This is a genomic window from Ereboglobus luteus, assembly GCF_003096195.1.
Classification (GTDB): domain Bacteria; phylum Verrucomicrobiota; class Verrucomicrobiia; order Opitutales; family Opitutaceae; genus Ereboglobus; species Ereboglobus luteus.
The window spans coordinates 3,753,428-3,768,005 of the sequence record NZ_CP023004.1; the positions used below are offsets into that span (position 1 = coordinate 3,753,428).

The 14,578-nt window shown below is 55.1% G+C and carries 10 protein-coding genes and 1 pseudogene; 8 read left to right on the forward strand and 3 right to left on the reverse strand.

The window, feature by feature from the left end; all coding sequences use genetic code 11:
* Nucleotides 1-51: 51 nt before the first annotated feature.
* The 8 genes from CKA38_RS13680 (at nucleotide 52) to CKA38_RS13715 (ending at nucleotide 10,624) form a co-directional block, all read left to right on the forward strand.
* The gene (locus CKA38_RS13680; RefSeq protein WP_108826052.1) at nucleotides 52-1,227 is read left to right on the forward strand and encodes an efflux RND transporter periplasmic adaptor subunit; all 1,176 of its coding nucleotides are present in this window, start codon (nucleotides 52-54) and stop codon (nucleotides 1,225-1,227) included.
* On the forward strand, nucleotides 1,224-4,388 hold the full coding sequence (locus tag CKA38_RS13685; protein ID WP_108826054.1) for an efflux RND transporter permease subunit: 3,165 nt from the start codon (nucleotides 1,224-1,226) through the stop codon (nucleotides 4,386-4,388). Before CKA38_RS13680 ends, CKA38_RS13685 begins: the two co-directional genes overlap by 4 nt.
* 119 nt (nucleotides 4,389-4,507) lie before the next feature.
* Nucleotides 4,508-5,569, forward strand: a complete 1,062-nt coding sequence (locus CKA38_RS13690) for a glycosyltransferase family 9 protein (protein ID WP_161554919.1) — start codon at nucleotides 4,508-4,510, stop codon at nucleotides 5,567-5,569.
* Nucleotides 5,566-6,654, forward strand: coding sequence for a glycosyltransferase family 9 protein (locus CKA38_RS13695; protein WP_152032879.1), 1,089 nt, complete (start codon nucleotides 5,566-5,568; stop codon nucleotides 6,652-6,654). The genes CKA38_RS13690 and CKA38_RS13695 overlap by 4 nt, the downstream gene beginning before the upstream one ends.
* 77 nt (nucleotides 6,655-6,731) lie before the next feature.
* Entirely contained in the window at nucleotides 6,732-7,472 is a 741-nt protein-coding gene (locus CKA38_RS13700; RefSeq protein ID WP_108826060.1) for a glycosyltransferase family 25 protein, read from the forward strand.
* Nucleotides 7,473-7,536: 64 nt separating this feature from the next.
* Nucleotides 7,537-8,505 carry a glycosyltransferase family 8 protein gene (locus CKA38_RS13705; RefSeq protein ID WP_108826062.1) on the forward strand — a complete coding sequence of 323 codons (969 nt, stop codon included), beginning with the start codon at nucleotides 7,537-7,539 and terminating at the stop codon, nucleotides 8,503-8,505.
* 33 nt (nucleotides 8,506-8,538) lie between these two features.
* Nucleotides 8,539-9,708: a glycosyltransferase family 4 protein gene (locus CKA38_RS13710; RefSeq protein ID WP_108826064.1), complete on the forward strand. Its 1,170-nt coding sequence runs from the start codon at nucleotides 8,539-8,541 to the stop codon at nucleotides 9,706-9,708.
* Nucleotides 9,709-9,895: 187 nt separating this feature from the next.
* A complete protein-coding gene (locus tag CKA38_RS13715; RefSeq protein WP_161554920.1) occupies nucleotides 9,896-10,624 on the forward strand; it encodes a glycosyltransferase family 25 protein in 729 nt (242 codons plus the stop codon).
* Nucleotides 10,625-10,666: 42 nt separating this feature from the next.
* Here CKA38_RS13715 and CKA38_RS13720 read toward each other — a convergent pair whose 3' ends face one another.
* The 3 genes and pseudogenes from CKA38_RS13720 to aepY all read right to left on the reverse strand — a co-directional run bounded on the left by CKA38_RS13720 (nucleotide 10,667) and on the right by aepY (nucleotide 14,573).
* Nucleotides 10,667-11,527, reverse strand: coding sequence for an FkbM family methyltransferase (locus tag CKA38_RS13720; RefSeq protein WP_108826068.1), 861 nt, complete (start codon nucleotides 11,525-11,527; stop codon nucleotides 10,667-10,669).
* A 92-nt stretch (nucleotides 11,528-11,619) separates the two neighbouring features.
* Nucleotides 11,620-13,454: pseudogene (locus CKA38_RS13725) on the reverse strand (2-aminoethylphosphonate aminotransferase).
* 21 nt (nucleotides 13,455-13,475) lie between these two features.
* A complete protein-coding gene (gene aepY / locus CKA38_RS13730) occupies nucleotides 13,476-14,573 on the reverse strand; it encodes a phosphonopyruvate decarboxylase (protein WP_108826070.1) in 1,098 nt (365 codons plus the stop codon).
* Nucleotides 14,574-14,578: the final 5 nt, after the last annotated feature.

Sequence of the window (14,578 nt, forward strand, 5' to 3'; positions counted from 1 at the left end):
GCATTTTTCTCACGCATGAATATGCGAGGTTTTTTTGAGTAATTTTTCCCAATGTCCCTAAATCGTTATCTCAGTTGCTACAAATCAGTTATATTTAGCATCGCGGTCGCCGCGATGTTCTCCCTCGTCGGGTGCGGCGGAAAAACCAAACAGGGGGACTCGGCAAAATCGGGTCCCAAGGGAGGCGGTCAAATTCGCATGCAACCGGTCGAGGTTGCCCAAATCCAGCGGCGCGATCTTGTCGAAACGCTCAATCTCGTCGGCTCGCTCGCGGCCAATGAAACCGCGCAAATCCGAGCCGAGATCGCCGGCCAGATCCGCGAGGTGCTTTTCGACGAGGGCCAGTTTGTGAAACAGGGACAGTTGCTCGTGAGGGTGGACGACGCCGAACTGCGCGCCCAGCTCGCCCAGTCCGAGGCCAAGCGCGCCCTCGCCTCGCAAAACCTCAAGCGCATCCAGAGCCTCGTCGCCCAGCAACTCATCTCCGAGGCCGACGCCGACCAGGCCCGCTCCGACTTTGACGCCGCAACCGCCGAGGCCGAATACCTGCGCGTGCGCGTCAGCAAAATGGAAATCAAGGCGCCCTTCGACGGCATCGCCGGCGCGCGCACCGTTTCACCGGGCGATTACGTGACCGCGTCGGTCACCGCCACGGCAATCACCACAATCGACGACTTGAGCCGCCTGAAAATCGAATTTCAAGTGCCCGAGCGCTACAGCTTGCGCGTAAAACCCGGCACTAAATTCCGCGTGCGCGCCCGCACGACCGAGGGCGAGGCGCAGGCGGATGGCGAGGTGTATTTCGCATCGGTCATCATCGACCGCGCCACGCGCTCCACGCAGGTCAAGGGTTACCTCGACCAGATGATCGATGGCCTCCGCCCGGGCATGTTCGTCAACATCGAGCTCGAGCTTTCCACGCACAAAAACGTGCTCGTCGTGCCCGAGGGCGCCATCCTTGTCACCGCGTCCACCGGCCCGCAAATCGTCGTCGTGCGCGAACGCGGCGGTGAGTATTTCGCCGACTTCGTGTCCGTCGAAATCGGCCTGCGCACTCGCGGACTCGTTGAGATCAACATAATCAAGGAGGGCAACAACAAGGCGCCCGTCGATGAAAACTCCCGCGTCGTCGCCTCGGGCGTGGGCGCGTTGATTCTTTATCAGGATGGCAAGCTCGATCCCCGCCCGTTGCGCAAGGAATTCAGGCTCGGAGGGGACGAACTATGATTCTGTCCGACACATCCATCAAGCGTCCCGTCGTCAGCCTGGTCGCCTCGATTTTTGTCGTGTTGCTCGGCGTGCTCAGCTTCATGAGCCTGCCCGTGCGCGAATACCCGATGACCGACACCGCCGTCATCTCAGTGCGCACAAGCTACCGCGGCGCCTCCGCCGAGGTCGTCGAGACCAAGATCACCGAGCCCATCGAAAAGGAGTTGGCGAGCATCGACGGCATCCGAAACATCCAGTCCACCTCGCAGGAGGAAAGCTCGCGAATCACCATCGAGTTCAACCTGGACCGAAACATCGACGAGGCCGCCAACGATGTGCGCGACCGCATGAGCCGCGCGCGCCGGCGCCTGCCCGACGACATCGACGAGCCGATCATCACCAAGGCCGACCCCGACGCCACGCCCGTCATCACGCTCTCCTTCAACTCCGACCGCTATTCGCGCCTTGAGCTCGTCGAGCTCGTCGAACAGCTAGCCATCCAGCGCATCCAGACCGTGCCCGGCGTCGGCTCCGTGACCGTGCGCGGGCCGCGTTTCGCGATGCGCATGTGGATTGATTCCGACCGGCTCGCCGCCTACGAGCTCACCGTCGCCGATGTGGAGGCGGCGCTGCGCGCGCAAAACGTCGAGGTGCCCAGCGGGCGCATCGAATCGAGCGCGCGCGAGTTTCCCCTGCGCATGGAAGGCCGCATGCAGGAGGTCGTGGATTTTGAAAACCTAGTCCTCGTCACGCGCGGCGATTATCAGGTTAAGTTTTCCGACATCGGCCGCGTCGAGCTCGGGCCCGAGGATTACCGCTCCGAGACTTACTTCAAGGGGCACCTGACCGTGAGCGTCGCCGTCGTGCGCCAGCCCAACGCCAATCTGCTCGACGTCGTCAACGGCGTGAAGGCCGTGATCCCCGCCGTGCGCACCGACCTGCCGCCCGGCGTGAACGTGCAGGTGGCGTTCGACAACTCCACCTTCGTCGAGCGCTCCGTGAAGGAAGTTTACAAGACGATCCTCGAGGCCTCCGCGCTCGTCATCCTGATCATCTTCCTCTTCCTGAGAAACTGGCGCGCCACGCTCGTGCCCCTCGTCGCGATTCCCGTCTCGATCATCGGCACGTTCACAGTGATGTCCATCCTCGGCTTCTCGATCAACATCCTCACGCTGCTTGCGCTCGTGCTCGCGGTCGGCCTCGTGGTGGACGACGCCATCGTGGTGCTTGAAAATATTTACCGGCGCATGGAGCACGGGGAGAACGCGATCCACGCGGCGATCTTTGGCACGCGCCAAGTGGCGTTCGCCGTCATCGCCACCACGCTCACGCTCGCCGCGGTGTTCCTGCCCGTCGCGTTCCAATCCGGCCAGACGGGGCGTTTGTTTTACGAGTTCGGCATCACGCTTGCCGTCGCCGTGCTCGTGTCGGCGTTCGTCGCGCTCACGCTCACGCCCATGCTTTGCTCGCGGGTGCTGCACCCCGTGAAAGTTGTCAACGGCGTCAAGAAACACGGCTGGCTCTACGACAAAACCGAGCCGTTCTTCGTCTGGTTCAACAAATGCTACGAACGGCTCCTGCGCGTTGCCACGAACAACAAAGCGCTCGTGCTTCTCGCCGCGCTCGCCTTCTCCTGCGCGGGATTCTGGCTTTACACAAAACTCCAGCGCGAACTCACGCCCGCCGAGGATCGCGGCGTGTTCACCGCCCGGCTCATCTCCCCCGTCGGCTCCACCGCCGAATACCTGCGCCTCTACTCCTACGATATGGAGCAAATGGTCCTCAAGGTTCCCGAAATCGACCGCACCTATCACCGCACGGGCGACGGCGGGCGCGCGTGGATCTACACCACGCTGGTTCCTTGGGAGGATCGCAAACGCAAGACGCAGGATGTCAGCGCCGATCTGCGCCGGCAGTTCGCCCGCGAAGTCACCGGAGGCCAGGCCATCGTCAGCGCCGTGCGTTCATTTGGCGGCGGACGCGGCGCGGCGGGCGTGACCATGGTTCTGCTCGGGAGCGAATTCAACGAGCTGCAACGCCTCGGCGCGCTCTTCGTGAAGGACATGCTGGAAAGCGGGCATTTTGTGCAGCCGCGCGTGGATCCCTCGCCGACCAAACCCCAGCTCCAGTTGCGCATTGACCGTGCCAAGGCGGCCGACATGCGCGTGAAAGTGAGCGACATCGCGACGACACTCGAATCACTCCTCGGCAGCCGCCGTGTCACCGAGTTCCAGCGCGGCAACCAGCAGTATTACGTTGTCGTGCAAATCGAGGACGCCAAACGCGCCACGCCCTCCGACCTCGCGCGCCTCTATGTGCGCTCGACCGAGGGCAACCTTGTCCAGTTGAGCAACCTCGTCAGCTGGACCGAGGACACCGTCGCGGAAAGCTACCGCCACTTCGACCGCATGCGCTCGGTGGTCGTCTCCTCGCAACTCTCGCCGGGGTTCACAATCGGCGACGCGGTTGATTACCTCAACGCGAGGGGCGCCGATCTCCTCACGCCCGGCTACACCATCGCGTGGGACGGCGAGACGCGCGAATACATCGAGAGCGGAAACGACACCTACATGCTCTTCGGCCTCGCGCTCCTGTTCACATTCCTGATTCTCGCCGCGCAATTCGAGTCGTGGATCCACCCCGTCACAATCTTCAGCGGCGTCGTGCTCGCCATCGCGGGCGGGCTGATGGTGCTCTGGTCAACGCGCTTCTGGTTCGCCACCCCGATGACGGACAACCTCTTCTCGCGCTTCGGCCTCATCATGTTGATCGGCCTCGTGGCGAAAAATGGCATTCTCATCGTCGAGTTTGCCAACCAGCTCCAAATCGAGGGCAAGGACGCGTTCACGGCGGCGTTCCAATCGGCCACGATCCGCTTCCGTCCGATTCTGATGACCTCCATCGCAACGATCCTCGGCGCGGTGCCGATCGCGTTTGCGACCGGCGCGGGCGCGGAAACGCGCAACCCGATGGGCATTGTGGTCGTGGGCGGGCTTACGCTTTCGACGGTGATCACGCTCTTTGTGATTCCCGTGCTCTACATTTTGCTGGACCGCATCTGCGTGAAAGTCACCGGCAAATCGAGCGCCTACGGCCTCAAGCGAGCCGAGGAAATCGACCGCGAAACCCGGACGATTGGCTCCGGCGTCCACGAATTCGAGCACGCCGAAAAACAGTGATTCAAAAATCAAAAATTGATTTTCGTTTTTGAACAAGGGGGCGCAACACGCGCCCTTTCTTGTCGATTGATGCGACCTTGCACAAACGCGGCGCTTGTGAAATGAACGCCTGTTTTCAAATGACCGATTCTGGCGACACACCTGATGCAAAACCAACCGGCCCGTCCGGCGATCCGCGGCCCAAAACCGTGGTGCTGCAGCAATATGCGGGCATCGGCGACCTGATCTGGCACATTCCCTATTTTCGCGAAATCGCGCGGCAAAGCCGCGGTGGCAAGGTATCCGTCATCTCCCAGCCATCCTCGCTCGCGCGCGAAATCCTGTCCGTCGAGCCGTGGCTTGACGAGGTGATCTATTATGATCACCGCCGCCGCAAAAACGACCGCGCAACCAAGCGCAAACATGGCGGACTCTCCGGCATGTGGAAAATGGCGCACGAACTTCGCGAGCGGCACTTTGACCGCGCAATGCTTTTCACGCACAGGCCGAATCGAGCCATCATCGCCTGGCTCGCCCGCATTCCGCGCCGCACTGCCTATGGTTTCGGCTGGCTGCAGCGCCTCTTTCTCAACGAAGGCCCATACATCAAGCCCTACAAGGGGCCGTCGCTCGAAGTGTATAAAAACGCCACCGCATTTGCCGTCGCGCATGGCGTGTGCGACGGACCGATCGTGCCGCGCATGACCATCCCCAACGAACTGGTGGAAAAGGCGCGCGAAGTCGTCGCGCGACTGCCGCGGACATTCTACGCATTCTCAATCGGAACATCGGAACCCGACAAACAATGGGGACTGGACAACTTTGCCGCGCTCGCCACTGAGATCGCCAGGCGCGGCCAGGGTGTGCTGCTCTCCGGCGGACCAAATGAGGATGCCTTTGCGCGCGCAATTATCGAAGCCGTGCCGGAAACGCTTCGCGGAAACATCATGCAACTCACGCATGCGCCCATTTTGGAAAGCGCCGCGGCATTGAGTTTGGCGCGCGCATGCATCGGCAACGACACAGGCGCCGTCAACATGGCCGCCGCCTGTGGGCGTCCGGCAATTGTCGTGCTCGGCGCCCGCAAACGGATCGACCACGATCCCTTGGTGCGCATGCTCACCGCGCCAACGGTGGCGGACATTTCCGTGGCCGACGTTCTCGCACAAATGGAAAAACTTGAATCGGAACAAACCAAGTGACCTCCCCCGTAACCAACACCCGGCCAGATGCCGCGCCTGGCTCGATCTGCATCGTCCGGCTCTCGGCGCTGGGTGATGTCGTGATGGTCGCGCCGCTGATAAAAATGATCCGTCGCGAATGGCCATCGACGTCAATCACATGGATCATCGGCAAGGCTGCCCACCCCGCCGTGGCCTCACTGGAGCGATTGGGCGTCGAGTTTGTTGTCATCGAAAAACCGCGCGGCATCGGCGACTACCTCGCGCTTCGCAGGCAAATGAAGGGACGCTGTTTCGACGCGCTGTTTTGCCTGCAAGCGAGCTGGCGCGCCAATTTCATCTATCCCTGCATTCGCGCGCGCCGCAAAATCGGCTACGGCAAGGGCGCCAGGGACATGCACTCGCTCTTTGTTCGCGAAAGCGTGCCCGAACCGTCCGCGCCCCCGCATATCGCGGATCGCTTTTTGCAATTTGCCGAGGCGCTCGGCGGAAATCTCAACGACGCGGACACCAAAGGCCCGTGGGGATTGGAGCCACCGCCGGACGCTCAGGCATGGGCGCAAACCGCGCTCCCCGCCGGACGCTGGCTCGCCGTTTCGCCCTGCTCCAGCAAGGCCGAGCGCGACTGGCCCGCCGAATCCTACGCGGAAGTCATCAACGCCACATGGCGCGCGCACGGCCTGCCCGCGGTTTTGCTGGGCGGCCCCTCCTCGCGCGATCGCGCCATGGCGGACGCCATCCGCGAAAAACTCGCTCCCGAAACCCGCGTGATCGACCTAACCGGACAAACAACCGTGCCGCAACTGCTCGCGGCGCTCAGCCGTTGCGCCGCCCTGCTCGCCCCCGACACCGGCGCGGTTCATATCGCGCGCGCATTTGCCCGGCCTGTTGTCGGCCTGTATGCGGTGGCTCCCGCGAGCCGCACGGGACCGTATCGCGCCGCGGAGTTTTGCGTGGACAAATTCGCCGAGGCCGCGCGCCTCGTGCATGGTCGCGATCCCGAAACCTTGTCTCGAAGCGCGCGTGTCCACGACCCACGCGCCATGAAACTCATCACCCCGCAAGAAGTGCTGCGCCAAATCGACCGTGCGCTGGCGCAGGTTTGAACTCGCACCCGCGCTCCATGCTTCCAAAATAAACACGATAAACTCTGCATCCTCATCCAAATACTCACATAAAAATCATGAGAATCTTTGTGGTAAACCTTCCCCACCGCACGGACAAGCGCGCCGAAATACTCGCGCAAGGCGAAAAATACAACCTGCCCCTTGAAATCTTCGATGCAGTGAACGGGAACGCCATTTCCGACGAGGAGATCAAAAAAATCGTTTATGATTACCCGGCCTGCCACATGACCAAGGGCGTCATAGGCTGCTCGCTCAGCCACCTGAAAATATACAAAAAAATGTGCGACGAGAACATCGATCTCGCACTTGTGTTGGAGGACGACGCCCTGCTTATGGATGACCTCCCGCTCGTCCTCGGCGAATTGGAGAAAATCGACAAAAACGAAGTTCCGAAAATCTACTTCGTCTCCTCGCAATATTACAAACAGTCATCCGGTCAAAAAATTGCCGGTGGTTACGCCATCCGGGATTACATAGACGGCGGAAACAGCCACGCCTATGTGGTGAACCGAAAGGCGGCCGAGTCGCTCCATGCAAACCTGTGGCCCATCAAGTGGGAGGCCGACAAATGGTATTATTTTCTGGAAATGGGACTGGTTTCGTTTTCCTGCGTTGTCCCCCATGTGGTCGGCGTCGATGGCGTGCCGGAAAAATCCGACCTCTACACCGAGCGCGCGCTGACAAACAGAAAACGCCGCCACTATTTGAACGGATTAAAGCATGTGGTTCGCCGCCGACGCCGCCTTGTCAAAATACTTTGGAAAATATTCAGAAAACCGTTTGTGAAAAAAAGTTAATATAGTTTTTACTGTTGCGGGGTTCCGTCGCAGGCAAGCGTAAGATAAAAATCAAAAATAGATTATGACATCCTCCATTCCGTGTTTTCTGGCAATCAATGACGCGTATGTCAGGCACGCCTGTGTCATGATCGCCTCGGCGGCGTGCAATTCCAAATCCCTTCTCAAATTTTATATATTAAACGCCTCGCTGTCCGCCGAATCAAAAAGCGAAATCGAATCAGTCCGGAAAATTCACAACTTCGAGGTTGAATACGTCCGGATAGACAAGCGTCTCATTGAGGACGTGCAGATAAGGGATGAGCATATAACCATTGAGACATGCTACCGTCTTTTGATTCCGACCATATTTCCCGAAATGGAGAAGGCTATATACTTGGACGCGGACATGGTGGTGCGGCACGATCTGGCGGAGTTATGGGCGGAGGATGTCGGGAGTTTTTACGCGGGTGTCGTGGAGGATTTCATTCATGTTAAAATAAAAAACTACGACTCCATCTTTCCGTCGCGGCGCTATTTCAACGCCGGTGTGCTCCTGCTCAACCTGCGGAAAATACGGGAGGATATTCCCTTTGCCCGGTTTGTCGAAATTGAAAGCCGCCACCGGGATTCGCTCAGGCACCAGGACCAGGATGTGCTGAACATCGCGCTCGGAAACAATGTCAAATACCTCCCGTTGAAATGGAATGTTACGTTTCTCTACTTCAATCCGCGCCGCAGATTTCCAAAAACACTCGGCTTCACAAAGACGGAGGTCATCGCGGCCCGGGAGGATCCGGCGATCGTGCACTATATCGGTTCATTGAAACCGTGGCGCGTGCCTTGCGGGTTCATGGCGCCGCCTTATGTGAAAGAGTATTTCAAGTATTTGGACATGGTCACGGGACGAAAAAATTACGCAGAGGCCGTTAAAAAATTTCCCCGCGTGCGCGACTTTTTTTCATACTGGTGGCGGCATCCGTTTTTTTTCATGCGCCCCAAAACCTACGCCCTCATGAGGGCGCGACGGAAGTTTCCCATTGAAAGTGTTTAAAATCCCGGCATATCCGGCATGCCTCCATTGCACATGAATTCAAAAAAAACAATCCGACTGGCTCTCCTCGTTGACGAGTATTTTGGCGCCCTTGGCACCGCCTTTGGCGGCTACGGGTTTCTAGCCCGGCGTTATGTGGCCAAATACCTGCCCTGCGAGGATATTCAGGTGGACGTTTTGATACGGCGAAAAAAGAGCCTGCTATTCGCAAAAAAAGATGTCGTTGACGGCGTGAATGTCTGGCATCTTCCCCGCTATGCTTGGCTGGCGAGGCGCTGGTTGAGAAAACAGAACTACGATGTTTATTTGAGCATAGAACTCACATCGGCCTCCGCCCGGATAATGAAGATCGCCCCCGATGGAAAACTGATCCTTTGGATTCAGGACCCCCGGCCCAAAGCCAGGTGGGATGATGAAATCGGCACGATGAGCATGATCAAGGATCCCTGTTTTTATGACAGTCGCATCGCGCCACTGGTCAACCGCCTAAACGACGAAAACCGGCTTGTTTGGATTTCACAGGGACGCTCGCTAGTGCCGCTCGCAAAGGAGCTTTATGAAATCGAACAGGATTTTAATGCGCGCTATCTTCCCAATCCCATCGAAATTGATTGGGATTTCGATCTCGAACGCTGTTCCAAGAAAAACAATATAGTGTTTTTGGGACGCTTGGAGGCTCAAAAAAGAGTCTGGCTCGTCTGCGAGGTCGCGAAACGGATGCCTCAATATAATTTTTATATACTGGGTCAATTTTTCCGCCACAGGGAGGAAAACGAGGCGACCGTGGAAAAATACAAGCGCGAGGAAATCCCCAATTTGCACTGGGCCGGTCATTTGGATGGTGCCGAAAAAAATGAGCTTCTGCGGACAAGCAAAATTCTCATCAACACCTCCATTTGGGAGGGTATTCCAATCTCATGGCTGGAGGCCCTGTCTTACGGAACGCTGCTCATGAGCAATCTCGATAATGAAAATCTGGTCAGCCGTTTCGGCGTCTGTTCGGGACAAAATCTCGGCGACGGCTTTGACGGCATCGACGCCTATGTTTCAGCCATTGAAAAAATAATGACAGACGAGGCCTTTCGCCGCGAGCGGGCCGCCGCCGCGATCGCATATGTCAGGGAAACGCACAGCGTCGAACGCTTTGTGCGCGACATGAGGGAAGTTGTTACAGAGGCGGCACGTAGAAAAATTGATAAATAAGGTTTCAACCGGTTAAAAATCGTTTGTTTCAATTTTGAACGCACAGCCACAAACGGTTGTCAAAGTTTCGCGTATATGCCAGGTGGTGAAAATTTACTTGTTCGGTTTTTGAAAGAGCCAACTCAGGTTCGCATTAAATGTTGCTATCATTAACATGGCCCAGAACGAGCTTCCTTTTATAACATATGTGATAAATTTGGACCGCTACCCGGATCGGTTCACCGCCATGTCGGCCGCGCTGGCCCGGGAGGAAATCCCCTGCGAACGCATACGGGCCATTGATGGTCGCTCCCGTGTTTTTACCGAAGCCGAAATCGATCTCAAGGCCTACGAGAAAAACCACGGCAGACCGCCGGGCATTGGCGTCGCCGCCTGCTACATGAGCCACCTTTCGGCTTACAAAGCGCTGCTGGACACATCGTATGAATTCGCCCTGATATTCGAGGACGACATGGTCATCCACCCCGGACTCAGGCAGTTGGTGATCGATTCCATCAAGATTAAGGACTCATGGGACGTGCTGAGGTTTGCGGGGTTCCACTCCGGCTTTCCGGTGCGTCGAAAGATGATCAACGCCACCCATTCGATGTGCTATAATTTCACCTCAAGAACCGGCGGCGGCTGTTATATGATAAACCGGAAGGCCGCGAAGAGTTATCTGGGGCAGATGCTGCCCATCACGGTGCATATCGATCACGAATATACCAAGTCGTGGAAATACAATCTTCGCATATTTTCCGTTTATCCCGCCCCGTGCGTCGATGCTGGATTGCCAACATCCATTGAATATGCTGCCGCAAAAAAACTAAAGAGACGGTGGTATAAAAAATTTCCCACATTGTGCTACAGGTCGAAAACCGCCCTGCGCCAAATCTGGCACGGCATCACGCACGGATATTGTTTTCCGGGAAAATAACTTCAACGACATAGTCGTTGTCGCAGCTAAATAACGTTACATTTAGTTGTCCTGAATTCTGACACCTTTTATAAACCCAATTTCCCAATCCCCGTGACGTTCCCATTCGCAAAAACAAAAAAATGCGTTTTCCCTTAAAATATGCAGCAATGCGTCGGGCTTGTCATTGTGGAACTCTATAACAACCACGTCTATCTTGCTTAATACGCCGCATCCGGCCAAATGCGGTATAATATCATATTCCGCACCTTCGCAATCGACCTTCAAAAATATTCGCTCCTTGCCGAAATGACTCTCGATTATTGGGACAAGGGCAGTTCGGGCATCCTCAATCATGATGTTTTCCAACGTATATTCGGAGAAGCACCCGTCGAAAGTGGACTTTGATGATACCGACATGGCTTGGTCCAGATTGAATTTCACTTGCATGTGCTGTTTCCTGTCACCCAATCCGAAGTTATAAGGATTTATCTTGTCTCTCAGGCCGGCGTTAAGACTTAGATTTTCCTTAAAAAACTCAAATGTAGGCCCAAGAGGTTCAAACGCATACACCTTTCTTACGTTGGACTTGGAGGCCAGATACAAACTGGAAATGCCCACATTGGCTCCTATGTCCAGGCAAATATAACTATTGTCTGGATCAAAAAAATTATATTTTTGAAAATATAAATTTTCGACAACGATCAGGGGTAGGTTTTCAAAACAGTTTTTAATTTTTAGGCCGGAAAGTTCCACGTATTTTGAATTCACCGTGCCACCCATTGCCAGGATTTTGTTCACCAATTCCTCACGCTGAAATCCTTCCGATTCCTTGGAAAGGAGTTTTTTCAGCGACTTGTAGTTTATGTATGCGTAATAAGGGAAAAGAAATATTCCCTTTATGTAATTTATAATTTTTTTCATATTGTAATATCGATAAAGTTGGTGACTGTAAAAAGTTTTTCCGTGCTTTTAATATTATAAAAATATTTTACTAAAATTAATTGAGACTAGCGTCATTCTTTTGAAAGCATACTCAAATATTCCTGCAATACGCTCATGAATCTTAGCATTTCCTCCGGTTGGATGTCCCCGATGTTTGCGATGCGGAAGGTTTTGGCGCCGGATACTTTTCCGGGATAAATGGTAAAGCCCCGCGCCTTGGCAAAGTCATGCATGCCCTCAAAGTTATACCGCGGATGATCCGGCTCGATAATTGTCGTGATAAGACGCGACTGGTGCTCTTTCTCCAGCAACAGGCCCAGGCCCATTTTTGCACGGACTCCATCAGGATATTCCAACATGCCGTGTATCTTTCATAGCGGCGCTGAATGGTTTCATTTTTGGCCTCAATAATGGCCTGGCGCAATGCGTAAAGTGTCTGAACGGGCGGCGTGAACCTGGTTTGGCTTGTTTTATTAAAGTTGATATATTGATCGTAGAGATTGAGGTAGTAGTTGCGCATCGGGATTTGCCTCGTTTTTTTGAGTTCCTCCCTGTTGCAAATCACAAAACACACGCCCGCCATTCCCTGGATGTTTTTGTTGGAGGTGGACGCCATGAAATGGATGTTTTCCTTTTTCATATCAATGGGCAGTCCCGCATACGCGCTCACTCCGTCAACAATTGTTATAATGCCATGCTTTTTACATAACGCGCCAATGCGTTCCATCGGGTTCAACAGCCCCGTCGTTGTCTCGTGATAAACCACGGCCAGGTGGGTGTATTTTTCCCCGCTTAGCGTGCTTTCCAGTTTCTGCAAATCAAGCGGTTCGTATGGGGGGGAGGCAAAATCGGTGTGACGTATGCCGTAAACCTTTGCAATTTTTGCCATGCGCTGCCCGTAGGCTCCATTGTTTATTATCAGCAGATTTCCGTCATCAGGCACGCAGGATGAAATCATGGCCTCGTCGGCGGCGGTGCCGGAGCCTCCAAAAATCACCGTTTCATATTCGACAACATCACCCACGATCTCCGTGAGCTCCCGGCAAATCCACTTCATTAGATCTCCAAACTCTTTTTCCCTGGGGCAAATGTCTGCCACGACCTGCGCCCGTTTAACCGAATCAGTGGTGGTTGCCGGTCCTGGGTTCAAGAGCACTTCTCGCCGAATGCCTCGCAATGATTCATTTTCCGTTATGCGCGGCAACACCTCCTTTTGCGCGCGCTCAAGATGCCGTTCATCATCAATTTCGCACCAGGCGAGATAATTTATTTTTCGAACCGAAATGTTTGTTGTCTTTGAAACCGCCACCAATGCGGCCTCATACTCCATCATGGGTTGTTCGGCGCGATGGGTTTTAGCATGGTCGCACATGCGGTCCAATGCCTCCTTGGAAAGCTTGGAGATGCCGACCAGTTCTCCATGGATCTCGCCAAGCGAGGTTTTGTCCTTGGAGAGATTTGCGAGTTTGCCGCGGGCGTCCGTCTGAATATAAACTTCATCACCTGATGACGTGGGCCCGGATGCCAATATTACATTTTCCCCGGTGTCATTGCACAGGACGTGCAGCCCCATGTCGTCATAAACCAAATCGGATTCGAGCAGAAGAAAATCCCCGGTGACCAAGCCGGCGCACACCTCCAGCGTTCCCATGCTGCCTGTCGTGGCGTAGTTCTCATTTTTAACCGTCACGATCGAATTATACTTTTTGGCAAGTTCCTCATACCAGTGCGCGCAATGTCCGGTTCCTATGATTATTTGCTCCACGCCGCAGGCTATTAATTTTTGCACCGACTTTTCCACGATGTATGAACCGTCCAAGGACAGGAAGCCCTTGGGCTTGTCGCTTGTTTTGTCCTTTAAGCGCGAGCCCAGTCCGCCGCCCAGTATTACCGCTTGTTTTATCATGATGATGATCTGAAATGTTTTTTATTTCCCTTGTATATATGTAGAAAACCTCTTGGCGACCTCGCGCGGCTTTGTTTTTGGGCGCTCCAAATTTTCAAGCGTTCCCTGCGCGATTTTTGCATGGATAAACATCATGCCGCCGTTTGCATTCCAATCCGCCAGGAGTGATTGCAACTCATCCTTCGTCGCGACCGTTTTGACCGTCTTGTAACCGCAGGATTTTGCCAGCCCCTCATAATCCATGTTGCAGGACACGTTGAACTGGCCGCCCGTTGACTCATGCGCCTGGTTGTCGAATACAATATGGCAGAAGTTTTTCGGTGCATAATATGCGTTCACCGCAAGCGCCCCCATGCGCATCAACAGGGCGGAATCCCCGTCGAAAACAACCACCTTTTGGGACGGCTTGGCCAGGGACAGGCCCAGCGCCAGCGAGGATGCGCAGCCCAACGAGCCCACCATGTAAAAATTATTCGCGCCGTCCTTGATTTGAGAAAGCTCCCGCCCCGTAAACCCGGTTGTCGCTATGAAGGCCGTGTCGCCGGCGCATGTATTCAACACCGTTTCAATGAGCTCCCCGCGCTTGGGCAAACCGGCGTTGGGCTCATTGTTTTTATTCAGCAAAACCTTTGAAAATGTGTTTTTCCGGACAACAAAAAAGAACGACTTGTTGGCGTTTATATAATCATCCGCCTTTTCCAGTTGTTTTTGCGCCTCCTCAAAATCAGCGGACAAATAATCCCAGTCTATCTCCATCGTCGCGAGCATCGCCTCGGTGATCCGGCCCATGAGCTCGTGCTGTGGCTCGTCGGGTATTCCCTGCTCGCCGCGCAGGCTCACGAAACCCAATACGGGAATATCGAACACCTTGTTGAGGGAGGTGAGCGGCGAGACTGCGTTTCCCAGTCCCGAGTTTTGCATGAGCAAAACGTTTTTTTTCCCCGCAAGACTCGCGCCCGCGCAGATCGCGGCGGCATCACCCTCGTTGGCAGCCATGACGTATTCGCATTCGTTGATGGCGTAATTTATCAAATCCTTTAAAAACGAGCAGGGCACGCCGCTATAGAAGGTATAACCCTTTTGCTTCAGAAAATTGCCATATTGTCGAGTATCCAGCATTTTTG